The 25,125-nt window shown below is 70.0% G+C and carries 26 protein-coding genes; 2 read left to right on the plus strand and 24 right to left on the minus strand.

The window, feature by feature from the left end:
• Position 1: 1 nt before the first annotated feature.
• Genes ACQPY0_RS42940 through ACQPY0_RS42975 form a run of 8 tightly spaced genes read right to left on the minus strand, consistent with a single transcriptional unit; the run spans position 2 to position 8,148 of the window.
• On the minus strand, positions 2-979 hold the full coding sequence (locus ACQPY0_RS42940; RefSeq protein ID WP_432974413.1) for an aldo/keto reductase: 978 nt from the start codon (positions 977-979) through the stop codon (positions 2-4).
• A gap of 13 nt (positions 980-992) precedes the next feature.
• Positions 993-2,417, minus strand: a complete 1,425-nt coding sequence (locus tag ACQPY0_RS42945; protein ID WP_432974415.1) for an aldehyde dehydrogenase family protein — start codon at positions 2,415-2,417, stop codon at positions 993-995.
• Positions 2,417-3,028, minus strand: coding sequence for a cysteine hydrolase family protein (locus ACQPY0_RS42950; RefSeq protein WP_432974417.1), 612 nt, complete (start codon positions 3,026-3,028; stop codon positions 2,417-2,419). Before ACQPY0_RS42950 ends, ACQPY0_RS42945 begins: the two co-directional genes overlap by 1 nt.
• Before the next feature lie 24 nt (positions 3,029-3,052).
• Positions 3,053-4,639 (minus strand): ABC transporter substrate-binding protein, encoded by a 1,587-nt coding sequence (locus ACQPY0_RS42955; protein ID WP_432974419.1) that lies wholly within the window; start codon positions 4,637-4,639, stop codon positions 3,053-3,055.
• Positions 4,640-4,650: 11 nt separating this feature from the next.
• The gene (locus ACQPY0_RS42960; RefSeq protein ID WP_432974421.1) at positions 4,651-5,403 is read right to left on the minus strand and encodes an ABC transporter ATP-binding protein; all 753 of its coding nucleotides are present in this window, start codon (positions 5,401-5,403) and stop codon (positions 4,651-4,653) included.
• On the minus strand, positions 5,400-6,302 hold the full coding sequence (locus tag ACQPY0_RS42965) for an ABC transporter ATP-binding protein (RefSeq protein WP_432974423.1): 903 nt from the start codon (positions 6,300-6,302) through the stop codon (positions 5,400-5,402). Before ACQPY0_RS42965 ends, ACQPY0_RS42960 begins: the two co-directional genes overlap by 4 nt.
• The gene (locus tag ACQPY0_RS42970) at positions 6,299-7,186 is read right to left on the minus strand and encodes an ABC transporter permease (RefSeq protein WP_432974425.1); all 888 of its coding nucleotides are present in this window, start codon (positions 7,184-7,186) and stop codon (positions 6,299-6,301) included. The genes ACQPY0_RS42965 and ACQPY0_RS42970 overlap by 4 nt, the downstream gene beginning before the upstream one ends.
• Positions 7,183-8,148: an ABC transporter permease gene (locus tag ACQPY0_RS42975; protein WP_432974427.1), complete on the minus strand. Its 966-nt coding sequence runs from the start codon at positions 8,146-8,148 to the stop codon at positions 7,183-7,185. The genes ACQPY0_RS42970 and ACQPY0_RS42975 overlap by 4 nt, the downstream gene beginning before the upstream one ends.
• Positions 8,149-8,335: 187 nt before the next feature.
• Between ACQPY0_RS42975 and ACQPY0_RS42980 the strand changes: the two genes are divergently transcribed.
• Positions 8,336-8,899 carry a helix-turn-helix transcriptional regulator gene (locus ACQPY0_RS42980; RefSeq protein ID WP_432974429.1) on the plus strand — a complete coding sequence of 188 codons (564 nt, stop codon included), beginning with the start codon at positions 8,336-8,338 and terminating at the stop codon, positions 8,897-8,899.
• On the opposite strand, the gene ACQPY0_RS42985 is transcribed toward ACQPY0_RS42980, so the two are convergent.
• The 8 genes from ACQPY0_RS42985 to ACQPY0_RS43020 all read right to left on the minus strand — a co-directional run bounded on the left by ACQPY0_RS42985 (position 8,896) and on the right by ACQPY0_RS43020 (position 15,604).
• Positions 8,896-9,903, minus strand: a complete 1,008-nt coding sequence (locus ACQPY0_RS42985; protein ID WP_432974431.1) for a LacI family DNA-binding transcriptional regulator — start codon at positions 9,901-9,903, stop codon at positions 8,896-8,898. The genes ACQPY0_RS42980 and ACQPY0_RS42985 overlap by 4 nt on opposite strands.
• Before the next feature lie 73 nt (positions 9,904-9,976).
• Positions 9,977-10,321 (minus strand): hypothetical protein, encoded by a 345-nt coding sequence (locus tag ACQPY0_RS42990; protein WP_432974433.1) that lies wholly within the window; start codon positions 10,319-10,321, stop codon positions 9,977-9,979.
• A gap of 14 nt (positions 10,322-10,335) precedes the next feature.
• Positions 10,336-11,061, minus strand: coding sequence for an isochorismatase family protein (locus ACQPY0_RS42995; protein WP_432974435.1), 726 nt, complete (start codon positions 11,059-11,061; stop codon positions 10,336-10,338).
• Position 11,062: 1 nt separating this feature from the next.
• Complete coding sequence (locus ACQPY0_RS43000) at positions 11,063-12,055, minus strand: ABC transporter substrate-binding protein (RefSeq protein WP_432974437.1); 993 nt, start codon at positions 12,053-12,055, stop codon at positions 11,063-11,065.
• Positions 12,056-12,095: 40 nt separating this feature from the next.
• Positions 12,096-12,860, minus strand: coding sequence for an ABC transporter permease (locus ACQPY0_RS43005; protein WP_432974439.1), 765 nt, complete (start codon positions 12,858-12,860; stop codon positions 12,096-12,098).
• Positions 12,857-13,642 carry an ABC transporter permease gene (locus ACQPY0_RS43010; protein ID WP_432974441.1) on the minus strand — a complete coding sequence of 262 codons (786 nt, stop codon included), beginning with the start codon at positions 13,640-13,642 and terminating at the stop codon, positions 12,857-12,859. The genes ACQPY0_RS43005 and ACQPY0_RS43010 overlap by 4 nt, the downstream gene beginning before the upstream one ends.
• Entirely contained in the window at positions 13,639-14,463 is an 825-nt protein-coding gene (locus ACQPY0_RS43015) for an ABC transporter ATP-binding protein (RefSeq protein ID WP_432974443.1), read from the minus strand. Before ACQPY0_RS43015 ends, ACQPY0_RS43010 begins: the two co-directional genes overlap by 4 nt.
• A 13-nt stretch (positions 14,464-14,476) precedes the next feature.
• Positions 14,477-15,604, minus strand: coding sequence for an FAD-dependent oxidoreductase (locus tag ACQPY0_RS43020; protein ID WP_432974445.1), 1,128 nt, complete (start codon positions 15,602-15,604; stop codon positions 14,477-14,479).
• A 211-nt stretch (positions 15,605-15,815) separates the two neighbouring features.
• Here ACQPY0_RS43020 and ACQPY0_RS43025 point away from each other — a divergent pair, with 211 nt between their 5' ends.
• Entirely contained in the window at positions 15,816-16,715 is a 900-nt protein-coding gene (locus ACQPY0_RS43025; RefSeq protein ID WP_432974447.1) for a ribokinase, read from the plus strand.
• A 75-nt stretch (positions 16,716-16,790) separates the two neighbouring features.
• On the opposite strand, the gene ACQPY0_RS43030 is transcribed toward ACQPY0_RS43025, so the two are convergent.
• The 8 genes from ACQPY0_RS43030 to ACQPY0_RS43065 form a co-directional block, all read right to left on the minus strand.
• Positions 16,791-17,819, minus strand: coding sequence for a M24 family metallopeptidase (locus ACQPY0_RS43030; protein WP_432974449.1), 1,029 nt, complete (start codon positions 17,817-17,819; stop codon positions 16,791-16,793).
• Entirely contained in the window at positions 17,816-18,610 is a 795-nt protein-coding gene (locus ACQPY0_RS43035) for an SDR family NAD(P)-dependent oxidoreductase (protein WP_432974451.1), read from the minus strand. Before ACQPY0_RS43035 ends, ACQPY0_RS43030 begins: the two co-directional genes overlap by 4 nt.
• Positions 18,607-19,743 (minus strand): mandelate racemase/muconate lactonizing enzyme family protein, encoded by a 1,137-nt coding sequence (locus ACQPY0_RS43040; protein ID WP_432974453.1) that lies wholly within the window; start codon positions 19,741-19,743, stop codon positions 18,607-18,609. The genes ACQPY0_RS43035 and ACQPY0_RS43040 overlap by 4 nt, the downstream gene beginning before the upstream one ends.
• A 164-nt stretch (positions 19,744-19,907) precedes the next feature.
• Positions 19,908-20,819: a dihydrodipicolinate synthase family protein gene (locus tag ACQPY0_RS43045; RefSeq protein WP_432974455.1), complete on the minus strand. Its 912-nt coding sequence runs from the start codon at positions 20,817-20,819 to the stop codon at positions 19,908-19,910.
• Positions 20,820-20,887: 68 nt separating this feature from the next.
• The gene (locus ACQPY0_RS43050; protein WP_432974457.1) at positions 20,888-22,387 is read right to left on the minus strand and encodes an aldehyde dehydrogenase family protein; all 1,500 of its coding nucleotides are present in this window, start codon (positions 22,385-22,387) and stop codon (positions 20,888-20,890) included.
• Complete coding sequence (locus tag ACQPY0_RS43055) at positions 22,384-23,307, minus strand: hypothetical protein (protein WP_432974459.1); 924 nt, start codon at positions 23,305-23,307, stop codon at positions 22,384-22,386. Before ACQPY0_RS43055 ends, ACQPY0_RS43050 begins: the two co-directional genes overlap by 4 nt.
• 56 nt (positions 23,308-23,363) lie before the next feature.
• Complete coding sequence (locus tag ACQPY0_RS43060; RefSeq protein WP_432974461.1) at positions 23,364-24,131, minus strand: amino acid ABC transporter ATP-binding protein; 768 nt, start codon at positions 24,129-24,131, stop codon at positions 23,364-23,366.
• Positions 24,128-25,123 (minus strand): amino acid ABC transporter permease, encoded by a 996-nt coding sequence (locus ACQPY0_RS43065; protein ID WP_432974463.1) that lies wholly within the window; start codon positions 25,121-25,123, stop codon positions 24,128-24,130. Before ACQPY0_RS43065 ends, ACQPY0_RS43060 begins: the two co-directional genes overlap by 4 nt.
• Between the last annotated feature and the right edge of the window lie 2 nt (positions 25,124-25,125).

Raw genomic sequence — 25,125 nt, forward strand, 5'->3', positions numbered from 1 at the left:
GTCAGAAACCCACGGGCAGCCGTGGCGTGTAGGGCGCCTCGAGCTGCTTGCGCTCCTCGTCGCAGAGGACGAGGTCGAGGGCGCCGAGCGCGTCGGTGAGGTGCTCGGGCCGGGTCGGGCCCACGATCGAGGTGCTGACGGCCGGCTGGTACAGGGTCCAGGCGAGGGCTACCTGTGCGCGGCTGGCGCCGTGGTGGCCGGCGATGCGGCCCACGGCGTCGACGATCTCGCGGTTGGACTCCTCGTCGAAGGTGTAGAGAGTCTTGCCGTACTCGTCGGTTTCCATGCGCTCGCTGACCGCGCCCCACTCCAGGGCGAGCCGGCCGCGGGCGAGCGGGCTCCAGCCCAGCACGCCGATGCCCTCGGCGAGGCAGAACGGGTGCATCTCCCGCTCCTCCTCGCGCATGAGCAGGTTGTACTGATCCTGCATGGCGATGAACCGGGTCCAGCCGTGCATCGCGGCCGTGTACTGAGCGCGGGCGAACTGCCAGGTGAACATCGAGGACGCACCGAGATAGCGGACCCGGCCGGAGCGGACGAGGTCGTTGAGCGCCTCCATCGTCTCCTCGATCGGCACGTCGGGGTCGTACCGGTGGATCTGATAGAGGTCGATGTAGTCGGTGCCCAGGCGGCGCAGGCTGGCGTCCACCTGGGCGAAGATCGCCGCCCGGGACAGGCCGCGGCCCTTCGGACCCGGCCCCATCGGGACGAACACCTTGGTCGCGAGCACCACGTCGTCGCGTACGCCGAACTCGTTGAGCAGCGTGCCGATGATCCGCTCGCTCGTGCCGTGCGAGTACATGTTCGCCGTGTCGAAGACGGTGATGCCGGCGTCCAGGGCGGCCCGCACGATCGGGCGGGCTTCGTCGAGGCCGACCGTCCACGGGTGGGTGCCCCGGTCCGCGTGGCCGAAGCCCATGCATCCCAGGCTGAGCCGGGACACCTCGAGGCCGCAGCGGCCCAGGCGTGTGTACTTCATGTCTCTCCCCCGCTCAGCCGGTGATGACGGCCTTCGTCTCGAGGTACTCCTCCAGGCCGAACTCGCCTTCCTCACGGCCGTTACCGGACTGCTTGTAGCCGCCGAACGGCGCCGTCTCGGTGGCGTCCATGGTGTTGATGTAGACCCGCCCGGAGCGCAGGCGCGGCGCCAGCGCGAGGGCGTGCTCGCGGTCCGCGCTCTGGACGTAGTTGGCCAGCCCGTACGGGGTGTCGTTGGCGATCGCGACGGCCTCGTCCTCGGTGTCGTACGCGATGATCGGCAGCACCGGCCCGAAGATCTCCTCGCGGGCGATCGTCATGCTGTTGTCGACGCCGCCGAAGATCGTCGGCCGGACGAACCAGCCGGTGCCCACATCCGACGGCCGGCCCAGCCCGCCGGTGACGACCCGGGCGCCCTGCTCGATGCCGCTGCGGATCATCGACTGCACCCGCTCGAACTGGGCGCCGGAGACGACCGGGCCCATCTCGGTGCGGGGGTCGGCCGGGTCGCCGTAGCGGATCGATTCCGCGGTCCGGCGGGCGTACCGGAGGGCCTCGTCGTACCGGCTGCGGTGCACCAGCATGCGGGTGGGCGCCTGGCAGGACTGCCCGGAGTTCTTGAACGCCCGGCGTACCCCTGCCGCGACCGCCTGCTCGTGGTCGGCGTCGGGCAGGATGATGTTGGCGGACTTGCCTCCGAGTTCCTGGTGGACGCGTTTGACCGAGTCCGCTGCGGCCTTGGCGATCAGGATCCCGGCCCGGGTCGAGCCGGTGAACGAGACCATGTCGACGCCGGGGTGCGCCGAGATACGCTGCCCCACCGTCGCGCCGTCGCCGTTGACCAGGTTGAACACGCCGGCCGGCAGCCCGGCCTCGTCGATCACCTCGGCCAGCAGCACCGCCGACAGCGGCGCCACCTCACTGGGCTTGAGCACCACCGTGCAGCCGGCGGCGAGCGCGTACGCGAGCTTGCCGGCGATGAGGTTGAGCGGCCAGTTCCAGGCGGTGATGAGCCCGGCGACGCCGATCGGCTCGCGCCGTACGGTGACCGTGCCGGACAGCGGCGTCGTCAGCTCGTACTTCTGGAGGGTGGCGATCGCCCGCTCGAACTGTCCGATGAGGCTGGCGGCCTGGGCCTGCCGGGCGAACGTGATGGGCGCGCCCATCTCGGCGCAGATGGTGGCCGCGACCTCGTCGAGGCGCGCCGTGTAGCCGTCGATCACGGCGCGCAGGAAGGTGATCCGCTCGTCCGGGGCCGTGCGGCCCCAGGTTTCGAAGGCCCGGCGGGCGGCGGCGACGGCGAGGTCGACATCGGCGGCGGTGCCCTGGGCGACGACCCCCGCGACCTGCTCGGTCGCGGGGTTGACCACCTCGATACGGTCAGCGCCGAGCGGGGTGACCCAGGCGCCGTCGATGTAGAAATCGGTGCTGTGCGACATCAGGCCGTCGCCTCGTCGAGGGCCCGCTTGCCGTCGGCGATCACCGCGCCGAGGCTGCTCATGCTCAGCAGGGCGTTCTCGTGCAGCTGCTCGGTCTCGCTGGTGACGCAGTCCTTCGCCACCCAGACCCGGAAGTTGCGTTGCAGGGCGGCCCGGGCCGTCGTCTCGACGCAGGCGTTGGTCAGCACGCCCGACATGACGAGATTGACCACACCGAGGCCGGCCAGCAGCGGCTCGAGGTTGGTGTAGAGGAAGGCGTCCCAGCGGGTCTTGCTGACGACGTAGTCGCCGGGCTGCGGAGCGATCTCGGCGACGATCTCGCCCTCGCTGCCCTCCATCGCGAACGACGTGCCGGCGGGCAGGCCGACCGCGGCCGCCGCCTCGCGATGGATCCGCATGGCGTTGAGCATGTCCGGCAGGGTCTCGTAGCGCACGTAGACGACCGGGATGCCGCGCTCGCGGGCGGCCGCGATCAGCGCCGCGTTGTGCTCGACGACGGCCGGGACGTTGATCAGGGCCGGCCAGCCCATCTTCTCCTGCAGGCCGCCGGCCGGGCGCCAGCAGAAGCCGTTCTGCATGTCAATGACGACCAGAGCGGTCTTGTCCGCCATGGGTGTCTCCTTCCTCCGGTCGGATCAGGACATCGAGATCGTGCTGAAGTTGATCCACCACGACATGGGCTGCTGGAAGCCGGTCACGGACTTGGTCATCGCGCGCGGGGCGGTGTCGTTGACGACGTAGAGCCAGGGGGCGTCGGCGGTGACGATGCGGGCGGCCTGGGTGAGCAGGCCCAGCCGCGCGGTGTCGTCGGCCGTGGCCTGGGCCTGGTCCATCAGCTTCTGGGCGCTGGGGTTGCAGTAGTGCGAGACCGACTGGCCGTCGCAACCGAAGTTGAAGGTGCCCCACTCCGAGAAGTTGCCCATGCTGAACGGCGCGTTGTAGCCGCCCCAGTCGGCCGGGATCTTCTTGTTCACCCAGATCGAGGTGATCATGACGGAGAAGTCGGTGGGCACGAGGTTGACCTTGACGCCGACCTTGGCGAGCTGGGCCTGCAGCGCCTCGTTCATGGCCTTGGGCTTCATCGTGCCGGAGCCGGAGGAGATGTAGCCGAGGCTGAACGAGAAGCCGTTCGGGTAGCCGGCCTCGGCCAGCAGCTGCTTGGCCTTGTCCGGGTCGTACGTGTAGGTGTTGTCCTTCGCGTCGTACGCCGGGTTGGCCTCCGGCACGGTCTGGGTCTCCGGCACGGCCGTGCCGAGCAGCAGGTCGTTCGCGATGGCCTTGCGATCGATGGCGTAGTTGAGCGCCCGGCGGACCTTCGCGTCGTCGAACGGCTTCTTGGACACGTCGAGCACCCAGCCCCAGATCCAGTCGAACTCCTTCTGGGTGGTGACGAAGCCGGCCGACTTCAGGCTCGCGAGGTCGTCGGGGTCGGCGCCCTCGATCCAGTCGACCCGCTTGGCGCGCAGCGCGGCGGCGCGGGCGGAGTTGTCCGGCAGCAGCGTGATGGTGATCTTGCTGAGCTTGGGCGCTCCGCCCCACCACTTGTCGTTCTTCTCGAGCACGAGCTCCTGGGAGCTGATCGAGCTGAACTTGAACGGGCCGCTGCCGACCGGGCGCTGCGACTGGCCCTGGGCGCCGCTGTTCTTCAGCGAGGTCGGGCTCGCCATGTAGACGTTGTAGAGATCGTCGACCAGGTAGGCGTACGGCTGGTTCACGGTGATCCGCAGGCCGTAGTCGCCGGTCTTCTCCACCGACTTGATCCGGCTCAGCACCGGGTAGTTGCCGATCACCGCCGTGGAATAGGCCGGGTTCGCCTTGTTCATGTACCGGTCGAAGTTGTAGACCGCCGCGTCGGCGTTCCACGGGGTGCCGTCGGTGAACGTGACGCCTTCGCGCAGGGTGAAGTCGTAGACCGTGCTGTCGGCACTGACCTTCCACGCGGTGGCCAGGCCGGGGCCGATCTTGCGGGGCTGGGAGGTGTCGGACACGTCCCAGCGGGTCAGGCCGTCGTAGATGTTGTTGCCGATCAGCCGCTGGCCCTCGTACCCGCCGTTGGTGATGCCACCGGTGTCGAGGTTGGGGAAGGACGGCATGCTCGAGCCGATTCGCAGCACCTGGCTGCTCGCCGAGGAGCCGGCGGTGCCGTCGCCGCCCGCGCAGGCGGCAAGGGCTAAGACTGTGGCGAGCGCGGTGCCGGCGAGGCCCGCTGTTCTGAGGCGCATGATGCTCCGTTTCAGGCCGGGGAGGTGGCGTGACGAGCCGCGAGAAGTTCTGCCGTGTAGGGGTCCGCGGGGTCGCGGAGGATGCTGTTGGTGGGTCCGGACTCGACCACCCGTCCCGAACGCAGGACGGCGATCTCGTCGGACATGTGCTCGACGACCGCGAGATCGTGGCTCACGAAGACGATCGAGAGCCGGCGTTCGCGTTGCAGGTCGCAGAGCACGTTGAGCACTTGGGCCTGGACGCCTTTGTCCAAGGCGGACACCGCTTCGTCGCAGATGAGGACCTTCGGGTCACCCACCAGTGCCCGCGCGATCGCGATTCGCTGGGCAAGACCGCCGGAGAGCTCGTTGGGATAGGCGTGGAGGTATTCGGGGGTGAGGGCCACCATCGCGAGGACGTCGGCCGCACGGGACTGCCGCTGCGAGCGCGGAATCCCCTGGGCCGCCATGTGGAACCACAGCGAGCTGCGGACGGTCCGCGCGGGGTTGAGTGTGTGCTTCGGGTCCTGCGGGACGAGCTGCACGGCCCGGCGCAGATCCCGGGGCATGCGGCGGCCCATGTCGACGGGCCGGCCGAGAACGCGCAGCGTGCCCGAGTCGGGGCGCTGCAGGCCGAGGACGGCGCGCACGAGCGTGGACTTGCCGCTGCCGGACTCGCCGACGATGCCGAGGGTCGTGCCTTCGCGGGCCGTCAGCGACACGTCATCGAGCGCCAGGGTGGCGCCGAACCGCTGGGTGAGGTGCGCGACCTCGATGACCGTCATGCCGCCTCCTCGCAGACCCAGTGGCCGTCGGCGACCTGCCGCGGCGGGCCCCAGTCGGCGTCGCGCAGCTCGCGCGGGACGGTCGCCAGCTCGCCGCGCGGGATTGCCGCGGAGGGCTCGCCGGCGAGGAGGCATGCCGTGTAGGCGTGCCGGGGGCGGGTGAGCACCTCGGCCGCCGGACCGTGCTCCACGAACCGGCCGTGCAGCATCACCGCGACCCGGTCCTGCGGCTCATGTGCGATCCGGGCGGCCACGCCGATGTCGTGGGTGACGAACACGATCGAGGTGCCGGTGGTGCAGCGCAGCTCGTCGAGCAGGTCGACGACCCGGGCGCCGACGATCGCGTCCAGGGCGCTGGACGGCTCGTCGGCGACGAGCAGGCGGGGGCGGCCGCAGAGCGCGAGGGCGATCGAGACACGCTGGCGCATCCCGCCGGACAGCTCGGACGGGTATTTGCGGACGACTTGCTCGGGCTGGCGGATGTGCACCTGTTCCAGGCGCCGCACGGCCTCGTCGCGCCGGGCGCGGCGGTCGAGACGTTCGTGGCGGCGCAGCACCTCGGCGAGTTGCGCGCCGACCGTGCGCATCGCGTCCAGCGACGCCGCGGGGTCCTGCGACACCAGGCCGATCTCGCGGCCCAGGAGCTTGCGGCGCGCGGCCGGCCGGGCCGGGCGGGTCGGCCGGCCGGAGAACTCGACGCTCCCGCGCACCTCGGCGCCGGCCGGTTCGAGGCCGATGAGCGTGCGGGCGAGGACGGTCTTGCCGCTGCCGCTCTCGCCGAGCACGGCAAAGACGGACCGCTCCGGGATGTCCAGGGAGACGTCGCGGACGACCTGCGACGTGCGCGAGCCGTAGCGGAACGAGACGCCGAGATTCCGGGCTTGCAGCAGCGCGGTCATGCGGGCCTCCGTCCCGCGAGCGCGCGTCCGAGCGCGTCGCCGAAGAGCGGGAAGAGAATCGCCAGCAGCAGCGTGACGAGGGCGGGGAGCAGGGCCAGCACCGGATCGGTGTAGACCGCCGACTGCATGTCCTTGATCATCGAGCCGAGCTCGGCCTGCGGTGAGGGCGCGCCGAGCCCGACGAAGCCGAGCCCGCCGACGATGGCGATCGACCCGCCCACCAGCGAGGTGGACCAGGCCAGTACGCCGGGCAGGATCGCCGGCGTGATCTGGCGCAGGGCGATGCTGACCGGACCGGCGCCGCTGACCCGGGCCACGGTCACAAAGTCGAGCTCGCGGATGCGGGCGATCTCGCCGGCCGCGATGCGCGCGGTGGGCGGGATCCAGACGGCGGTCAGCGCGATGATCGTGGTGCGCAGGCCTTGGCCGAGCGCGGTGGCCAGGAACAGTGCGAGCAGCACGGCGGGAAAGGCGAAGGTAACGTCCAGCAGGCGCATCACGATCGCGTTGACGATGCGGCCGCCGAGCCCGGCCAGCAGGCCGACCGCGACGCCGATCGCCAGCGACAGCAGCACGGGGGTGACCGCGGCGATCAGCGAGGTACGCGTGCCGTACATCAGCCGGGTGAGCATGTCGCGGCCCTCGGCGTCGGTGCCGAGCGGGTGCCCGTCCGAGCCGATCGGCAGCAGGCGACGACCGGCCTCGGCCGCATAGGGGTCGACGCGCGAGACGAGCGGGCCGATGACCGCCACGGCCGCGAACGCGAGAATGAGGATCAGCGCCACCCGGCCGCCCGGGGTGAGTCGAGCGAAGAGGCTGCGCCGGCGGAACCGGTCGGGCCGCACGGGTGTGGATGCGACCTGCGCGGGCTGGGTGACCGTCATCGGGCCGCCGCCTTCCGGATGCGTGGGTCGACGGCAGCCACGATCACGTCGGCCACGAACATGACCCCGATGAACATGACGGCCACGAGCAGCACCACGCCCTGCAGCAGGGGGTAGTCACGCGGGCCGATGGCCTGCAGCGCGAGGCTGCCCAGCCCCGGCAACGAGAAGATCGTCTCGATGAAGACGGCGGCGCCGAACATGGTGCCGATCTGCAGGCCGGTCACCGGGAGCACCGCCGGCAGGGCGTTGCGGTGCAGGTGGGCGGCAACGGCGGCCGGAGCCACGCCGCGGGCCTGCAGCGCCGGCACGAGCTCGGCAACGCCCGGGTCGGCTAGGGCGGTCTTGAGCGACCGGCCGATCATCGCGCCGGACGGCAGGGCCAGGGCGATCGCGGGAAGCGTGAGGTGGCTGAGCAGGACGGACGGACCGGCGTCGGTGATCAGGCCGCCGGCGGGGAAGGCCGGGATCGTGACGCACAGGACGATGAGCAGGATCAGCGCCACGGTGTACTGCGGTGCCGAGAGCAGCACGGCTTCGGTCACGTCCGCCGCGCCCCGTAGCGCCCTGGGCCCGCGGCGGCTGAGGTTGCCGAGCACCAGGCCGATCAGCAGCGCGAAGACGGTGGCGAGACCGGCCAGCATCAACGTCGTGCCGAGCGCCTCGCCGAGCACCGGCAGCACCGGCCGGTTCTGCGAGATCGAGGTGCCGAAGTCGCCGTGCAGCACGTTGCGGATCCAGATGCCGAACTGGGTGAGCAGCGGCTTGTCGAGGCCGAGGCTCGCGCGCAGGGCGGCCCTCTGTTCGTCGGTCGCCAGCGGCCCCAGCAGATTGCCGGTCGGGTCGCCGGGTGCGGCCCGCACCACGACGAACACGAGAAGGGCCGCCCCGGCCAGGCTGACCAGGGACTCCACTGTCCTCCGGGCGATGTAGCGCGCCAGCATGGCCACCTCCGATCTCACGTCGATACTCAATTTCCGTAGTATCATTTAGCAATATTGTTTCGGACGGATCAAGATTGAGTGTCGCTACCGGTCGGGACCCTCGCGCCTCTAGCGCATAGCCGCCCGTCTACGGTTTGATCTCGCCATCGGTCCGGCGCACGCGCTGCTCATACCGCCGGCTCAGCGAGGAAAGCAGGTACGCCGCGTGGCGCTGAAGCACGCAATCATGACCCACCTGATGCGCGGGTTACCCCGCAATGCCTACGTGATCGTCCAGTTCTTCGCTTCCGACTACGAACGTCTGTGGAAGGCATCGCCGACCCAGATCTACGCCGAGCTCAACCGGATGGCCGAGGCCGGCCTGGTCAAGGTGGTGGAGAGCGCCACCCCGACCCGGCGCTCGCAGGGCGACTACGTGCTCACCGACGCCGGCCGGGAGGAGCTCGACCGCTGGCTGCTGCACACCGAGCCGGACCACGGTGTCCGCGACGACAGCCTGCTCAAGCTGATCGCCATCGGCGCGCTCGACGACGAGCAGGCCCAGATCCTGATCGGGCACGAGCGCACCTGGTACCGCCGCCGCGTCCTCGCCATCGAGAAGCGGCTGGAGGAGTGGCCGGCCGACCACGACGGCCGCGTCTGGCGCGGCCGCCGGGCCGTCTTCGAGTTGTGGCTCGCCGAGGCGAAGCACACGCTCACCTGGCTCGACCAGCTCGAGGCATACCTGGCCGACCCGTCGATCCCCCTGGCCGAGGGCTTCGGTGGTTAGCGCCGGCGCGAGCTGTCCCGCACCACCAGCTCGGGTGGCAGCGAGATTTGCTGCGCCACGTGCTCGGCGCCGCGCTTGACGATGTCGCCGATCATCGCCGCCGTGGCCTGCGCGATGTCGTCGATCGGTTGCCGGATCGTGGTGATCGACAGTCGCGGGTGCGAGGAGAGCGGGATGTCGTCGAAGCCGGTCAGCAGCACGTCGTCCGGGACCCGGATGCCCAGCGCGTCGAAGCCCTCCAGGACGCCGAGCGCCACCACATCCGCACCGCAGGCCACGGCCTGCGGAAGGCCGCCGCTGGCGATCTGGCTCGCGGCCCGCCGACCCCACTCCGCGCTGAAGGTACCCAGCAGCGCGGCGTCGTCCGGCAACTCCATCCCAAGCTCCTGGGCGGCCTTGCGGGCCACCTGGTGACGCGCCCGGGACGACGAGTCCGACGGCCTGGCGCCGACGTACGCGACCCTCTTCACCCCCTGCGCGGCCAGATGCTCCATGACGAGCCGCATCCCGATGTCCTCGGCGATCCCGACCCAGTCGGTCTGGATACCGTCCGCGAACTGGTCGAGCTGGATCACCGGGACGAGGCCACGCGCCTCGTCCACGATCGGGGTGCTGAGTTCCACGTGGCAGGGGGTGATGACGAGAACCTCGACGCGGGCTGCCAGGAACGAGCGGACCCGCTCCGCCTCCAGCGCCGGGTCGTTGCGCGAGCTGCTCAGGTGCAGCGACAGGCCGAGTCCCTGGACCTGCTGCTCGAGATGCTCGACCAGTGCGATGAAGAACGGGTTGGCCAGCTCGGGAACGACGATGCCCACCGTCGAGGTGCGGTCGCGCCGCAGTGCTCGCGCCGCGGCGTTCACCCGGTAGCCGAGCTCCGCGGCCGCCGCGTTGACTCGGCTGCGTGTCTCCGGGCTGACCGACGGGCTGCCGCTGAGCACCCGCGACACGGTTGCCGTGGACACGCCGGCCAGGCGTGCGACGTCCTCGATCGTGGTGCGCGCCATCTTCCCTCGTCCTGCTGCAACTGAGGTACTCATCTAAGCGCATGTCCTTCCCCCGTGCGGCATCGGTGCGCACTCAACGCTCCGTGAGCGTCTGCCCGGTGCCCAGATGTTCCAGATCTTCGAGGCGGTCGATGCTCCAGGCGGCCACCCGCTCGCGCCAGGCCGCCGACAGTTTCGCCCCTTCGCCGGTGCTGTCGTCGTGGGCGAACTGCTCGAAGTCGGTGACCTCGATGAGCTCGCAGCCGTGCCAGACCTCGCTGTCCTCCGGCTCCCGACCGGCCCACGAGAGGTCGATGAAAGAGACGACCGAGGGGTACGAGCGCAGGACGGGCCGCAGGTACGACAGGGACCAGTCGCGGTAGGCGGCCAGGCTGTCGTGCTCATGCAGGCGGAACCGGGTGACGATGAACCGGGTCACGAGACGGCTCTCCTTCACGAGGCCGGGGCGATCGTGCCGGCGAACTGGTCGGCGGGAAGCGTCGCGATGTGCTCGACGATGGTCTGCGTGGGCAGCACGTCGGCGTACTTGGAGTTCAGGTCGAACAGCGCCATGGCGTGCGAGGCCTCGAACCGGTCGAAGCAGGCTTCCTCGGCTACCACGGTGTTGATGCCGTGCGAGAAGGCGTCGACGACCGTGGCTCGTACACATCCGCAGGTCGTCGTGCCGCAGACGATGAGCGTGTCCACGCCGGCGTCGCGCAGGTAGGTCTTGAGCGGGGTGTCGAACAGGACGCTCGGCGAGCGCTTGTGGAGCACGATGTCCCGCCCCTGGGGCGCGATCTCGCGCACGATCTCCTGCGGTCCGTAACCGGGCACGGACGGCGGCTCGCCCTGGCGGGCGGTGCGCCACAGGCCCTCGCCGAAGCCGTCGGGCCGTGGTTCGAAGCCGGTCGAGTAGAAGATCGGCAGGTTGCGCGAGCGGGCCGCGGCCAGCAACCGCTGGATGTAGGGGATCGCGGCCCAGCCGTAGCTGCCGCACGAGTTGTGCCAGGTCTTGACGGACTCGGTGATCGGTTCGTCGACGTGGCCGGTGAACGCGTAGCTGACGTCGATCACCAGCAGTGCCGGCCGGGTGCCCATCTCCAGATTGATGCCGTGGCCGCTCTGCGCGAGCACGGCCTTGTCAGTGTCGGTGAGGAATCGGTCCCAGATCGGCATGTCACTTTCCCAGCATCTTGGTGATGAGTTGGTTCGCGTCGGTGCTCTTGCTGAGCGTTCCGTAGTTCTTCATGAGCTCGACCCACGGCACGAAGTCCTGCGCGTTGTAGTCCTGGTACGTGTACCGAGGCAGCTGCAGTGCCAGCTTGTCGACCTTGGCGGCGTCCAGGCCCGTGCGCTTGCTGAGCAGGGTCTTGGCCTCGGCCGGGTGGTCGTTGATCCACTTGCCGCCCTCGTCGAGCGCGGCCCGCATGCTCGCCAGCGCCTCGGTGTGCTCCTTGGCCCAGCTGGTGTTGGCCATCAGGAAGGTGGTCAGGGCGGTTTCGCTGATGATGTTGTACGGCGACGCGCCGAGGTTCTGGGCGCCGGCGTCCAGCGCGATCTGCGAGTTGGGCGGGGACACCGCGATGACGTCGACCGCACCGGCGGCGAGCTGGTCGGGCATGTCGGAGAACCCGACCTGGACGAACTGGACCGACTTGAGGTCGACGCCGGCCTTGTCGAGCGTGGCCTTGACCAGCATGGTGTTCGCGCCGGCCAGCGTGGCCGTGCCGATCTTGGCGCCGGCCAGGTCGGCGACCGTCTTGTACTTCGAGCCCTTGGCGGACAGCAGGAACAGCTGCTGGTTGTGGGGCTGGTTGCGCTCGCCGCCGCCGACGATGGTCAGCGGGACACCCGAGGCCGCCGCGTTGATACCGATCGGCTGCACGGTCCAGCCGACGTCGAACTGCTTGCCGATGGCCGCGGGGATGGTCGTCGCGTCGTTGACCGAGGTCACCGCCACGTCGAGCCCGTGGTTCTTGAAGAAGCCCTGCTGCTCGGCGGCGTAGATGGCCAGCAGCGTGACGGTCGGACTGGTCGTGACGAGGCGAATCTTCGTCGCGCCGTCCGCGCCGGCCGCGCCGGTCTTGTCCGAGTCCGAGCCACAGCCGGTGGCGAGTCCTAAGACGAGGGAGACGGCGGTCAGGGCCGTCACCAGTTTGCGAGCACGCATCATCGATTCCTTTGTCCGGAATGGAATTCGGGGGGGTGTCTCAGGCCGCGCGGCGGCGCGGCCGGGTGCCACCGGAGGCGGTGGCGAGTCGTTCGAGCCCGCCGGCCCCGGCGTCGACCAGCAGAGCCATGACCGCGACGACGCAGATCAGGCCGTAGACGGTGGCGGACTGGTAGCTCTGCTGGGCCAGGAACATGGCCGTTCCGGTGCCGGAGATGCCGGTGAGCATCTCGACCAGGATCGTGACCACGAAGGTGATCGGGCCGGCCACGCGAAGCGCGAGGAACACGGCGGGGAACAGGGACGGCAGCAGGATCTTGCGGATCACCTGCGAACGGGTGAGTTGGAGCGTGGCGCCGACGTCGCGCAGCAGCTCGGGGATGTCGGCGGCGGCCCGGCGGGTCGCCAGGATCATCGGCCACATCGAGGCGAAGACGATCGCCGTGATGGCCATCTGGTTGGTGTAGCCGAGCATCAGCACGAAGATCGGGACGGTCACCGCGGCCGGGAGCACCCGCAGGAACTCGAAGGTCGGGTTGAGCGACCGGTCGACGCCGCGGTTCTCGGCCATCGCGAAGCCGATCAGCGAGCCGACCACGGTGGCGATGATCAGGGCGAGCAGGAACCGGCCGGTCGTCGCGGCGGTGTCGCCCAGCAGCGAGCCGTCCGCCCACTGCCGCGTGATGGCCGTCCACCAGGTGGAGGGACGGGGGAAGTAGAGCGAGTCGTCGTGGCCGAACACCTGCCACAGCAGCAGGCCGGCCGCGAGCGGGACGAGCCCGCGGGCCCATTTGAGTGCGGTCATCGCTGACCTCCCCCGGGCACGAGCACGCGGCTGAGGGCGTTGAAGATGCCGTTGAGCCCGATCGCGGTCACGCCGACGACGATGATGTAACAGAACGTGAGCTCGGGTTTGAGGGCGTTGCGGGCCATGTTGATCGCGTTGCCGAGCCCGGCCGGGTTGCCGATCATCTCGCTGACGATCGCGAGGACCAGCGCCGAGCTGAGCGACAGCCGCAGTCCGACCAGGATCGGCCCGATCGCCGAGGGCACGACGACCTGGGTGAGCTCACGCAGCCGGCTGATCCGCAGCGTACGAGCCACGTCGCGCAGCAGCGGGTCGACCTTCTCGATGCCGCCGGCCGTGCTGACCAGCACGGGCCAGGTGGCGACGTACGTGACCAGGGCGAGCTCGAGGTCGGCGGAGAGCCCGAAGATCAGCGCGGCGATGGGCAGCAGCGCGATGGCCGGGATCAGGCGCAGGACCGTCAGGCTGGTGGTGGTCCACTGCCGCAGCGCCTTGCTGATGCCCAGGGCGCTGCCCACCACGATGCCGACGGCGGCGCCCATCCCCCAGCCGGACAGGCTGTAGGTCAGCGTGTGGCCGTAGTCCTGCCAGAACGTCGCGGAGCCGAGCAGCGCCGGCATCCGAGCAGCGATGGCCAGCGGCCCGGGCAGGAACACGAAGGTGATCACGCCGGTGCTGACCAGCGCCTGCCAGGCCGCCAGCAGTCCGGCCGCGGTGACCAGGCCCGGCGTGTTCACCCTGGGCACCAGCAGCGCGGCGCGGGTGGTCGGCGCGGTCACGATCCGGCAGCCTTGCCGCTGGAGCTGTGCATGACGTTGTAGATCTCCTGCCGCAGCTGCAGGTAGCGCGGCTCGGCCTTGGTGCTCACCTGGTCGCGGTCGCGCGGCAGGTCGACCCGCAGGTTGCGGGCCACGCCGGCGGGCGAGCCGGACAGCACGATGATGCGGTCGCTCAGATAGATGGCCTCATCGAGGTCGTGCGTGACGAAGACGACGGTCATGCCGGTCTGCCGCTGGATTGCCAGCAGGGCGTCCTGCAGCGTGGCCTTGGTGATCGCGTCGAGCGCGCCGAACGGCTCGTCCATCAGCAGCGCAGCCGGATTCATCACCAACGCACGCGCGATCTGCACGCGTTGCTGCATGCCGCCCGACAGCTGTCTGGGGTAGTAGTGCGCGTTCTTCGCCAGGCCGACCATCTCGAGCGCCTGCTCGGCCCGGCGGTGCTGCTCCGCCTTGTCGACCTTGCGCTCGAGCCCGAGCCGTACGTTGCTCTCGACGGTGCGCCACGGCAGCAGCGAGGCGGCGTAGTTCTGGAAGACCATGACGACCTGGTCGGGTGGCCCCGTCACCGGCCGCCCGGCGAAGCGGACCTCCGAGCCCTTGCTGGCCGGGTGCAGCCCGCCGAGCACGCGCAGGAGCGTGGTCTTGCCCACGCCGGAGCCGCCGAGCAGGGAGACGAACTCCCCTGGGTGGACGTCGAAGTCGACGCCCTGGAAGATCGGCGCGCCGCTGCCGCCGCCGTAGCTCGCGCTGGCGCCCCGGCACTGGAAGCCCGTCGATTCCGTCTCTTGCCCCACTTGCGGCACGGCGTTACCAGCCATGACGAATGTCCCTTCAGGCGGCGATCGGGAAGCGGTCGGCGATGTGCATCTCGCGCTCCCACCTGGGCAGGGTCTGGATCGCGTGCAGCACCGGCTCGCGCACGGCGAGCAGCTGGGTGGGCCACTTCCAGGTCAGGGTGTCCAGCCGCACTGACCACTTCTGGGTCAGGTCGGCATAGTGCCGGTAGGTCCGCTCCCAGCGGGCCAGCGCGTCGGGCACGGCCGGCACCTGGTCGAGGGTGTGCGCGAGCGCCCAGGCGTTGGACAGCGCGAGTCCGGCGCCCTGCCCGAGCAGCGGGGGCAGCCCGTGCGCGGCGTCGCCGAGGATGGCGGCGGAGCCGGAGGACCACTTCGTGGCCTCCACCACCATGTAGTGATGCTGGAGCGGCTCGCTCGGCGTCTCGGCGATCTTCTGGAAGAGCCCGGTCAGTGCCGGGAAGCTCGAGCTCCAGCTCACCACGTCGATCGGGTACGACACTCCCTCGGCGTCGTCCTCGGGTGAGATCAGGAAGATGTACGTGGCGTCGCTGCTGGTCGGCGTGACGCCGACGCGCCGCCGGCCCGACCAGTGCATGGTCGTACGCGCGATCGGCTCGAACTCGCGGCCCGCGATGATGTAGCGGGTCGCCACGCTCGGCAGTTGCTGGTAGGTCTTGGTCAGGTTCAGGCTCTTGCGGACGGCGGAGTGGTAACCGTCCGCCCCGACCACGAGGTCGCCCGAGAAGGTGCTGCCGTCCTCGGCCACGATCGTGCCGGCGTCGGTCGCCTTGACGATCTTCGAGTTCGTGCGGATGACGACTCCGGCGTCGCGGGCGCCCTTCTCGAGGGCGCGGATGAGGTCTTCCCGCCGCAGCGCCCACATCCGCTGGTCGCCGACGCTGCGCTGCTGATGCCGGGTGCGGCCGTGGCGGTCGCAACGGCGCTCGATGTCCAGCGGCAGGCCGGTCTTGGCGACCGCGCTGAACAATCCGAGCTTCTCCAGCACCGACAATGGGTTGTTCCGCAGGTAGAGCCCGGCGCCGACCTCGCGGATCTCGGCGCCCCGCTCGTGGAGCTGCACCGTCCATCCGCGCTGGGCCAGGCAGTTCGCCAGGCCCAGGCCGCCGATGCCGCCGCCGACGATCTCTGCATGTCGTGTCATGGGTCTTCTCTCGCCTCGTCACATCCGTGGGGCTACGGCCCTGCCATCCGGACGGCTCCTCTGGGGATGCCGGAGACTCTGACACACCGCCATCCGCGCCCGCAAGCCCTTGATGTAATCCTTTACATCGCGATTCACGCACTCTACCGTGTCCAACACGGACGCCATGCGGTCTCCATGGAAACGTTTACACGACCGAGACGAGGTTCGGGTGGCTCAGGGACACGTGGTTGTGGTCGGCAGCGTCAACCTCGACACGATGCTGCGGGTGGCCGAGCTGCCCCGGCCCGGCGAGACGGTGCTGGCGTCGGCCGCCACCGTCTGTTGCGGCGGCAAGGGCGCCAATCAGGCGCTGGCGGCGGCCCGGGCGGGCGGCGCGGCGACCACGTTCGTCGGCTCGATCGGCGCGGACCACGCCGGTGAACAGGTCACCACCCTGCTCACCGACCCCCTGCTCGACGTACGCGTGACGGCCGCCACCGGTGCCGGCACCGGAAGCGCCGTGGTGATGGTCGACGGCCGCGGGGAGAACTCGATCGTGGTCACGCCCGGAGCGAACGTCACGGACGCGCCCCTCAGCGAGGCCGACCGCGCGGCGATCCGCTCGGCCGACGTGCTGCTCTGCCAGCTCGAAACACCGCCGGCCCGCGTGCTCGACGCCGCGGCCGCCCGGCGCGAAGGCGCGCTGTTCGTGCTCAACGCCGCCCCGGCGATCGACCTGCCGGGCGAGCTGTGGGCGTGCGTCGACGTGCTGGTGGTCAATCAGCACGAGGCCGAGATCTACGGGCCCCTGCTCGACCGCGTGCCCACGGTCGTGGTCACGCTGGGCCCGCGAGGCAGCCTGCTCCAGCGGCGCGACGGCGCCCGGTTGCACGTGCCCTCGTTCGAGGTCACCGCCGTGGACACCACCGGTGCGGGAGACACCTACTGTGGCGTACTTGCGGCAGAGCTCAGCAGAGGCACCGACCTGCCCACCGCCATGACCACAGCAAGCGCCGCCGCGGCCCTCACCACGACCCGCCTCGGCTCCCAGCCCTCGATCCCGGCGTTCGCCCAGGTCGAGGCACTGGGCGCGGCTACTCGAACCGCTCGCTCGCCCGGTCCACGGTGAGCGACCGAACGCGAGATACGCCGGCGGCTGCCTCACGGCGCGCCACCGTGTGCGGCATGCGGGCGAGGCCGCCTTTCAGGACGGCGTGAGTGCGAGGTCGTGATCGGTCAGCAGCGTCGCCCCGTGCTCTTCGACGAGCATCAGATGCTCGACCCGGACACCGAAGTCGTCCAGGTACATGCCGGGCTCGATCGCGACGACGGCACCCGCCGCGAGGACGGCCTCGGAGCGCGGGTCGAACAACGGGTAGTCCTGCTGCTTGTAGCCGATGCCGTGGCCGATCATGTGGGGGCACTCGGGATAGCCGGCGTCGGTGAGCACGGTGCGGACCGCCCGGTCGAGGGCGCCGACCACCACGCCCGGTCGCGCCATGGCGATCCCCACGTCGAGCGCGCGCCGCGCACAGTCGTGGGCGCGGCGCACCTCCGGCCGGACCGCGCCCACCACGGATGTCGAACACGAGTCCGCCCACAGACCGCCGAGCAGCGGTGCGAAGTCGAATATCACCGTATCGGCCGGGGCCAGCCGACGCCCGGACGGTGGAAGCCCGATCGAGGCACAGCGCGGGCCGAACATCAGATCGACGATGGCCGTCGTCGCTGCGCCATCGGCCCGCAGCCGGCTGTCCAGCCAGGCGAACAGTTCGTCCTCGGCGATGCCGGGTTCGAGATGTCCGCGCAGTAGCTGCTGTCCGCGGCTCGCGAACCGGGCTGCCGCGCGGATGCCCCGCAGATCGGCCTCATCGTGTACCAACCGCAAGGATGCCAGCCGCGTAGATGCGTCGAGCAACGGTCGTCCGCTCAGCAGCGGGCGGAGCGTGGTGGGCAAGGCCGAGGTCTCTACTGCCACCGGCGCATGGGCTGGTATTCGGTCGAGGGCGGACTCCGGCCGGTCCTCGCGAGCCGGCCCGCCGATACCGACGACCCGCTCCCGAGTCACCAGTGCGCTGACGCCCGGGGCCGTCTCCTGCCCGAGCAGCCAGTGCACGGTGGCGTGGTCGGTCGCGAGCAGCGCTTCGGCGCCGGCCTCGACCATGATTTCGCGGACCCGAGCAACCCGCTCGGCCGGCGCCTGGTTGGCGAGATCGGTGTCGCGCGTGCTCAAACGGTCAGCACTCCGGCGGCGAGCGCCCCGCCGTCACAGGTCAGATTGGCGCCGGTGACATAGCCTGCGGCGGAGCTGAGCAGCCACAGGATGGCGGCGGCCGGTTCGGCGGCCGCGGCGAGGCGCCCGACGGGCACCTCGCGTTCGATCTGCGTGCGCACCGCGTCGATCTGATCGCCCGTGACGTTGGCCCACATCAACGGTGTCTCGGTCGCCCCCGGCGTGACGGCGTTGACCCGGATGCCGACGCCCGCGTATTCCACGGCCAGTGCGCGCACGAACGAGCTGATGCCGCCCTTGGACGAGGCGTAAGCGGCTGCGGCGCCCCCTCGGGGTGCGACGAAGCTCCACGGTGAGGAGATGCAGACGATCGACCCGGGTCGCTTCGCTCGGCGGAACACCTTGATCGCTTCGCGACACGTGAGGAAGGTACCAGTCAGATTCGTGGAAATGACGTCGTTCCACATCTGCAGTGTCAGCTCGTGCGTGGGTGCGCCGGCGTCGATTCCGGCGCTGCACACCACCCCGGCGAGGTCGGCGTCCGCCAGCCGGGCGAAGACGCCGACGACGTCGTCCTCGCTGCGGACGTCGCAGGCGAGGAAGCGCAGGCGGCCGGCTTGCTCCGCCTCGGTCCACTCCGGAGCGGGCCGGCGCGGCGCCTCCAGCCCGATCGCGGCGACCGTATATCCGGCGTGTACGGCGAGCAGCGCGGTCGCCTCACCGATGCCACTGCCGGCCCCGGTGACGACGACCGTCTGCCCGGCGGCTGCGGGTTGCACGTGCTCGCTCATACGCCGGCCCAGACCTCGTCCACGCTCTTGCAGTCGTACTCGGCCAGGGTCGCGCGCTTCATCGCGGCCCAGTCGATTTCCAGGCCGATGCCCGGCCCTTCCGGCGCACGGACGTTGCCTTCCGCGTCGCACCGGATGGGGTTGGTGATGCCGTACTCATAGGCGTCGTACGGGATCGGCAGCTCGAAGTAGCTGCTGACCGGCGAGGCCAGCCCGACGTGAATCGCCGCTCCCTGGATGAGCGAGTAGCCCCAGCTCTGCTGCTCGGCCGGCAGTCCGAGGGCCTCGGCCAGCGCCACCATTTTGCGAGCCTGGGTGATACCGCCGCTCATTGAGGCGTCGAAGCGGACGGCGTCCCACGGCAGGCGGGCCACGTGGTGGTAGATCTCCTGGAGGTCCATCAGCCACAGGCCGTGCGGGACGATCGGGATCTTGACCCGCTCTCGCAGGCGGAAGTAGCTGGTCAGGTCGTAGTCGCGGAACGGCGCTTCGAACCAGCGGAAGCCCATGTCTTCCAGCGCCCGCCCGACCTTGACGGCGCCGTTGAAGTCGTAGCGGTTCTCCGCGTCGTGCATGAACGTCACCTGGCCGCCGAACCTCTTGTTGACGGTGGTGAGCATCTCCAGGTCTTTGTCGGGCTGGTTCCAGGCGTGGAACTTGATCGCCTTGAAACCGTCCGCCATCATCTCCTCGACGTGCTGCAGGTAGTCGTTGGTCGTCTCGAGCTCGGCCGTCGAGGCGTAGGCGGGCATCGAGTCGCGGAAGCCGCCGAGCATCTTGTACAGCGGGAGGTTGGCCCGCTTGGCCGCGAGGTCCCAGAGGGCGATGTCGACGGCTGCGATCGCGCCGGGCGCTGTCGGCGTGATGTAGGTGTGCAGGTCGCGCCAGCGGGCCTCGATGTTGGCGGGGTCTTTGCCGAGGATGTACTGCCCGAGCGGGCGGATCGATTCGAAGGTCGCGAAGTCGTACTGGCCGGCGCCGTAGCTCTGGGTGCAGCCGACGCCGACGCCCCCGTCGGAGTCGAAGACCTGCACAATCGTCATGAGCATGAACTGGGGCGGCATACTGGCCCACGTGGTGCGCGGGATGTCCGGCCCGACACCGGTGACGTGGATACGCTCGATCGTAGCCATGTCAGGTCACCTTCCTGGCTTTGATTTGCCCGCACGTGCAGGCGATGTCCGGGGGGATCGGAGTGGGGAGGCAGACTGTGACGCCCTGCGGATGCTCGATGCGTAGCGGCTGCCGGACGGTCCGGGGGTGTTCGCGCCGTCCGGCACGACACCCCCGGTTCGCGTCACGCCTCGGTGACGACCTCGACGCCCGCCGCGCGCAGAACGGCGGCGAGCTGGCTGTAGTACTCCTTCGGCGCCGGCGCGATCGGGAGCCGCGGGGAGCCGACGGGGAGCCCGACCAGCTCGCAGCCGGCCTTGACCGCGCTCTGGTACGAGACGCCTCGCAGCGCCTGCAGTACGGACCAGATACGGCGCCAGACGGCCCGGGCGTCGCCGAGCGACTGCTTGACGACCAGCGTGTCGTACAGCTCGACCGCCAGGCCGGGGAAGAACGTGGCCGATCCCCAGACCGTCGCCCGGGCGCCCTCCGCGAACGCGGCGAACACCAGCTTGTCCTCGCCGTTGATCGGCGTGAGCCGGCCGGCCATCTCCAGGCTGATCTCGGCGAACGGCAGCGGCTCGGCGCTGCTGTCCTTCGTGAACCGGACGTTCTCGATCTCGGCCAGTTGCTCGAACTGCTCGCGGCTCAGCGGGTGCCCGCTCGCCGACGGCATGTGGTAGTACACGATCGGGATGCTGATCGCGTCGGAGATCGCCCGATAGTGCGCCAGCAGCTCGGGAAAGGTGTTCGGCTCGTAGAACGGCGGGATCACCATGACCGCGGCGGCGCCGGCCTGCTCGGCGTGCCGGCTGAGCTCGACCGTTTCCTTGGTGGTGAGGGCACCGGTGTGCGGGAGCACCGGGACCGCCCCGTTGGTCTCCGCCACGACCGTCTCGACGACGTGCTTGCGTTCGTCGTGCGTCAGGCTGAAGAACTCGCCCGTGCTGCCGCACGGGATCAGGCCACCGACGCCGGCGTCAAGCTGGAAGCGCACCACCTGGCGCAGCACGTCGTCGTTCACCGCCGTGCCGTCCGCCGTGAACGGCGTCACGATCGCCGGGATGATGCCTTCGAAGTTGGGGACCTCAGACACGAAGTAACCTCCTCGCAGTAGGGATGATGAAGCGGCCGACCGGATCGGGACGGCCGCGCGGGTCGGGGTCAGGCCGTCACCGCTGACGTCAATGAGCCGGTCGATCGGACGCCGTTGACCCGCCGGGCAACGCCGCCCGGGTTGTGGTCGCGAAGCTCGGGTGGCAGGAGCCGCTGCGGCATGTCCTGGTAGGCCACGGGTCGCAGGAACCGGCGGATCGCCAGTTCGCCGACTGAGGAGTGCGTTGACGAGGTCGCGGCCGGCCAGGTGCCGCCGTGCATCTGCGCCCGCGTCACGCTGACGCCGGTCGGCACGCCACCGCAGAGCAGGCGACCGGCCCGGCGGCGCGCGGCGGCGACGATTTCGCTGGTGAGATCGGGGTCGTCGGCCGTGCCGCGGAGCGTGAAGGTGAGCGAGCCCGGGAGGATGTCCATCAGCGCGCCCAGCTGTGCGACATCGAGGTAACGGACCACCAGCGCGAACGGACCGAACAGCTCGTGCAGGTAGGGCATCGGGTCGGCGAGCACTGTGGCGGCTTGTACCGTCCCGAGCACGGCACCGGGAGCACCGCCGGCGTCGGCGCCGCGCACCAGTGCCCGGACCCCCGCATGTCCGACGAGCGCATCGGTGGCCGCGGTGAAGTTCTCGGCCATGACCGAGCTGAGCATCGGCGCGGGCGCGGCAGCGGCCAGTGCCGATGCCAGCAGTTGCTCGAAGCGCTCGCCGTCGGGGCCCGCCGGCACGAGCAGCAGGCTCGGCCGCGTGCACAGCTGGCCCGAGCTGAACGTGATCGAGCCGGCGAACTCCTCGGCCAGTCGCTCCGGGTGCTCCGCAACCGCGGCCGGGGTGAACAGGACCGGGTTCACGCTGCCCAACTCGCCGTAGAACGGAATCGGGTCCGGCCGCCCGCCGGCCAGATCGAACAGTGCCCGGCCGCCTGCGGTGGATCCGGTGAACGCACCGGCGCGGATCTCCGCGCAGCGGATCAGCTCCCGCCCGGCGTCCATGCCGTGCACAACCTGAACCAGGTCGGCCGGGGCCCCCTGGGCGTGGAGGCTCTGGCGCAGCACCGCGATGCTCGCGTCAGCCGTGCGCGGCTGCAGCGGGTGCGCCTTGACGACCACCGCACAGCCGGCGGCCAGCGCGGACGATGTGTCGGTCCCGGCCGCCCCGAAGGCGAACGGGAAGTTCGACGCGGCGTACACCGCGACCGGGCCGATCGCGGTGTGGCTGCGGCGCAGATCCGGGCGCGGTGGTACAGCCGTCGAATCGGCCGGGTCGATCGTGGCGTCCAGGAATCCGCCATCGGCTACCAGGTCCGCCATGAGCCGGAACTGCCCCGCCGCCCTCGCCACCTCGCCGTCCAGGCGCGCCTTCGGTAGCCGTGACTCCCCGATCGCGAGCTCGACCAACTCGGGCCGGGCTCGCTCGACCGCGTCGGCCAGTGCCGTCAGCAGGCGGGCTCGCTCGGCCACTGCGATCGAGTCGAACACCCGCTGGGCGTCGCGGGCCCGCCGGCCGGCGTCGGCGACGAGCGCGACGTCGTCCCGCACGGCCGATCCGGTCACGATCGCACCGGGACGCCGTCGCGCCGGCCGCCGGCCGGTGAGGCGATCGCGTCGGGATAGGCACGGTGCAGATGCTCGAGTCCAGTGACGGCACGCTGGACACGAGCCACGGCCGACGATCGAACGATACCGGCCATGTGCTCGCCGGCCGGATAGAAGTTCGGTGCGTTTCGCAGGCCGAACTTCAGGTGGACCGGCGCGCCCACCCGGACGATGTCGCCGATGTCGTGGTAGCGCATGAACCCGCCGAGGTTGTCCTGGCCCTCGATGTAGATGTCCAGCACGGCGTCGGTCACCGCACGGAACGCGCTGACGTCGCCGATCGTCGTGTCGCTGGCGATGTTGAGCGTGGTCGCGCCGCCGTCAGCCAGTTCCTTGCCACCCAGCGGGTTGGCGATGCCCATGAGTGCCGACGCCTTGACGACGAGGTCGCTCGGCAGCGATCCCGCCCGCTTGGCGTCACCGATCAACCGCAACAGTCCTTCGTCGGCGACAAGCACACTGCGCAGGCCTGCTTCGACGGCGCGATCGACGTCCTCCCACGCGGCCCGCAGTCCGTTCACGCCGAAGTGCCGTGCGCCGAAAATGTTGCCGTCAGCGGTGAGCGCGGAGGCCGAGTTGCCGTCCCACCGGGCGCGCGGCCCGATGAACAGGCAGACCTCGACGTTGGCGTCGGCGCCGATGGCGACGTACTCGCGCAGTTGCGCGTCGGTCAGCACGGTGATGCCACTGCCTTGCGAGACGCGGTGCAGGGGTACGTCGTACTTCGCGCATTGCTCAACGACCGCGGAGAACGCTTCGGGACTCTCCACGCTGGGGATTTCGATCCGGTACTCGCCGCCGTCCGGGAAACGCTGACCGGATGGCGTCGGGTTGTTCCAGGAGCGAACGAGCAGATCGAGACCTGCGGGTAGTGACATGGCATCCTTCGATCACAAGGTCCCGCGGGCAGCGGGCGCTTCGACACGTACAGGGACTACTTCAGGACCGTTCCGAGGAAGTCCTTCACCCGCGCGTTGCTGGAGTTGGTGAAGACCTGCTCGACCGGGCCGTCTTCGACGACTCGGCCACGCTCCATGAACACGGCGCGGGCCGCGGCCTCCCGGGCGAACCCGATTTCGTGAGTGACCACGACCATCGTCATTCCGAGTTCGCTGAGCGTGCGCATGGCGTCGAGGACCTCCTTGACCAGCTCGGGGTCGAGGGCTGAGGTCGGCTCGTCGAACAGCATCACTTTGGGCCGCATGGCCAGGGCGCGAGCGATGGCGACGCGCTGCTGCTGGCCACCGGAAAGCTCGTCGGGCATGGCGTTCGCCTTGTGGGCGAGCCCGACGGTCTCCAGCAGTTCCATGGCGCGTTGCCGCGCCTCCTTGCGGTCCAGGCCCAGGACGCCGATCGGCGATTCGACGATGTTCTGGATCACCGACATGTGCGCGAACAGATTGAACGACTGGAACACCATGCCGATCTCCCGGCGCTGCCGGGCGATCTCCCGCTTGTGCAGTTCGACCAGGTGATCGCCGCGCCGCCGGTAGCCCAGCAGTTCGCCGTCGATGTAGACCGCGCCGGCGCTGGGCTTCTCGAGGTGGTTCAGACAGCGCAGCAGGCTCGTCTTGCCCGCACCGGACGGCCCCATCAGGCAGACCGTCTGTCCGCGTTCGACCCGCAGCGTGGCATCGTCGATGACCAGGTCGTCGCCGAATCGCTTGGAGATGTTGATCGCTTCCAGCACGTAGTCGCTCACTGCACACCTCGCCGGCTGGTTTCGTCGGCCCGGGGCCGCTTCGACGGACGACGGCCGCGGCCGCGGCCGCGGCCACGGCCACGCAGCTTGCGCTCGAGCAGCGACTGGAACACCGACAGGACGGTGACCATCACGATGTACCAGATGGTGACGACCATCAGCAGCGGAAACACCTTGAAGTTGATCTGGTAGATCGCCTCGGCCGTGTACATGAGGTCGAACACGGAGATGAAGGCGACCAGCGAGGTGCCCTTGAGCAGGTTGATCACGTCGTTGCTCAACGGCGGTATGGCGATCCGCACGGCCTGCGGCAGGATCACCCGGCGGTAGATCCGCCCATTGGTCATGCCGAGCGCGATGCCGGCCTCGACCTGGCCCTTCGAGACGGCCAGGATCGCCGTTCGCAGGATCTCCGCAGCATAGGCGGCCTCGTTGAGCGCGAACGCGAGAATGGCGGCCCAGAATGGCGAGATCAGCTCGTTGGTCGGGCCCGACGACACATTGAAGCTGGTGCCGGGTATGCCGACCTTGAGCTCCGGGAAGATCAGCGCCAGGTTGAACGTGATGATCAGCAGCACGAGGACGGGTGTCGAGCGGAAGAACCACACGTAGAGCTCCGCCATGCGGCGCAGCGCCCAGGTGTCGGCCAGCCGCATGATCGCCAGCACCACGGCCAGCACGAGCGCGAGCACCATCGAGATCGCGGTGAGGCTGATCGTGGTCCAAACGCCCGACAGGATCCGGCGGTTGAACAGGTAGTGTCCGACGACGTCCCACTCCATCGCGGGCGCGCGCACCACGCTCTGGACGAGGCCGGCGAGCAGCAGCAGCACGACGACAGCGACGGCCACTCCGCCCCAGGGGCGGTGCTGCCGGACGGCCAGATTCGCCTCATGGACCCGTGCCGTCGCGTCCGTCGTGCGGCGCGCCGGAGCCTCGGTCGCCGCGCGGCGCACGGCTTCTATGGCCGGTGCGTTTCGGTCGGCCTGCATGT

Origin of the sequence: Dactylosporangium sp. CA-233914, assembly GCF_050942935.1 — a bacterium.
Classification (GTDB): Bacteria; Actinomycetota; Actinomycetes; order Mycobacteriales; family Micromonosporaceae; genus Dactylosporangium.

What these genes read in the sequence shown, in the direction of transcription:
- ACQPY0_RS42985 (WP_432974431.1), bottom strand. Translation starts at nt 9,903, where the DNA reads ATGGCGCGCACCACGATCGAGGACGTCGCACGCCTGGCCGGCGTGTCC.
- ACQPY0_RS42970 (WP_432974425.1), bottom strand. Translation starts at nt 7,186, where the DNA reads ATGACGGTCACCCAGCCCGCGCAGGTCGCATCCACACCCGTGCGGCCC.
- ACQPY0_RS42965 (WP_432974423.1), bottom strand. Translation starts at nt 6,302, where the DNA reads ATGACCGCGCTGCTGCAAGCCCGGAATCTCGGCGTCTCGTTCCGCTAC.
- ACQPY0_RS42945 (WP_432974415.1), bottom strand. Translation starts at nt 2,417, where the DNA reads ATGTCGCACAGCACCGATTTCTACATCGACGGCGCCTGGGTCACCCCG.
- ACQPY0_RS43000 (WP_432974437.1), bottom strand. Translation starts at nt 12,055, where the DNA reads ATGCGTGCTCGCAAACTGGTGACGGCCCTGACCGCCGTCTCCCTCGTC.
- ACQPY0_RS43040 (WP_432974453.1), bottom strand. Translation starts at nt 19,743, where the DNA reads ATGGCTACGATCGAGCGTATCCACGTCACCGGTGTCGGGCCGGACATC.
- ACQPY0_RS42950 (WP_432974417.1), bottom strand. Translation starts at nt 3,028, where the DNA reads ATGGCGGACAAGACCGCTCTGGTCGTCATTGACATGCAGAACGGCTTC.
- ACQPY0_RS42995 (WP_432974435.1), bottom strand. Translation starts at nt 11,061, where the DNA reads ATGCCGATCTGGGACCGATTCCTCACCGACACTGACAAGGCCGTGCTC.
- ACQPY0_RS42960 (WP_432974421.1), bottom strand. Translation starts at nt 5,403, where the DNA reads ATGACGGTCATCGAGGTCGCGCACCTCACCCAGCGGTTCGGCGCCACC.
- ACQPY0_RS42955 (WP_432974419.1), bottom strand. Translation starts at nt 4,639, where the DNA reads ATGCGCCTCAGAACAGCGGGCCTCGCCGGCACCGCGCTCGCCACAGTC.
- ACQPY0_RS42940 (WP_432974413.1), bottom strand. Translation starts at nt 979, where the DNA reads ATGAAGTACACACGCCTGGGCCGCTGCGGCCTCGAGGTGTCCCGGCTC.
- ACQPY0_RS43015 (WP_432974443.1), bottom strand. Translation starts at nt 14,463, where the DNA reads ATGGCTGGTAACGCCGTGCCGCAAGTGGGGCAAGAGACGGAATCGACG.
- ACQPY0_RS43055 (WP_432974459.1), bottom strand. Translation starts at nt 23,307, where the DNA reads ATGTCACTACCCGCAGGTCTCGATCTGCTCGTTCGCTCCTGGAACAAC.
- ACQPY0_RS43020 (WP_432974445.1), bottom strand. Translation starts at nt 15,604, where the DNA reads ATGACACGACATGCAGAGATCGTCGGCGGCGGCATCGGCGGCCTGGGC.
- ACQPY0_RS43065 (WP_432974463.1), bottom strand. Translation starts at nt 25,123, where the DNA reads ATGCAGGCCGACCGAAACGCACCGGCCATAGAAGCCGTGCGCCGCGCG.
- ACQPY0_RS43035 (WP_432974451.1), bottom strand. Translation starts at nt 18,610, where the DNA reads ATGAGCGAGCACGTGCAACCCGCAGCCGCCGGGCAGACGGTCGTCGTC.
- ACQPY0_RS43005 (WP_432974439.1), bottom strand. Translation starts at nt 12,860, where the DNA reads ATGACCGCACTCAAATGGGCCCGCGGGCTCGTCCCGCTCGCGGCCGGC.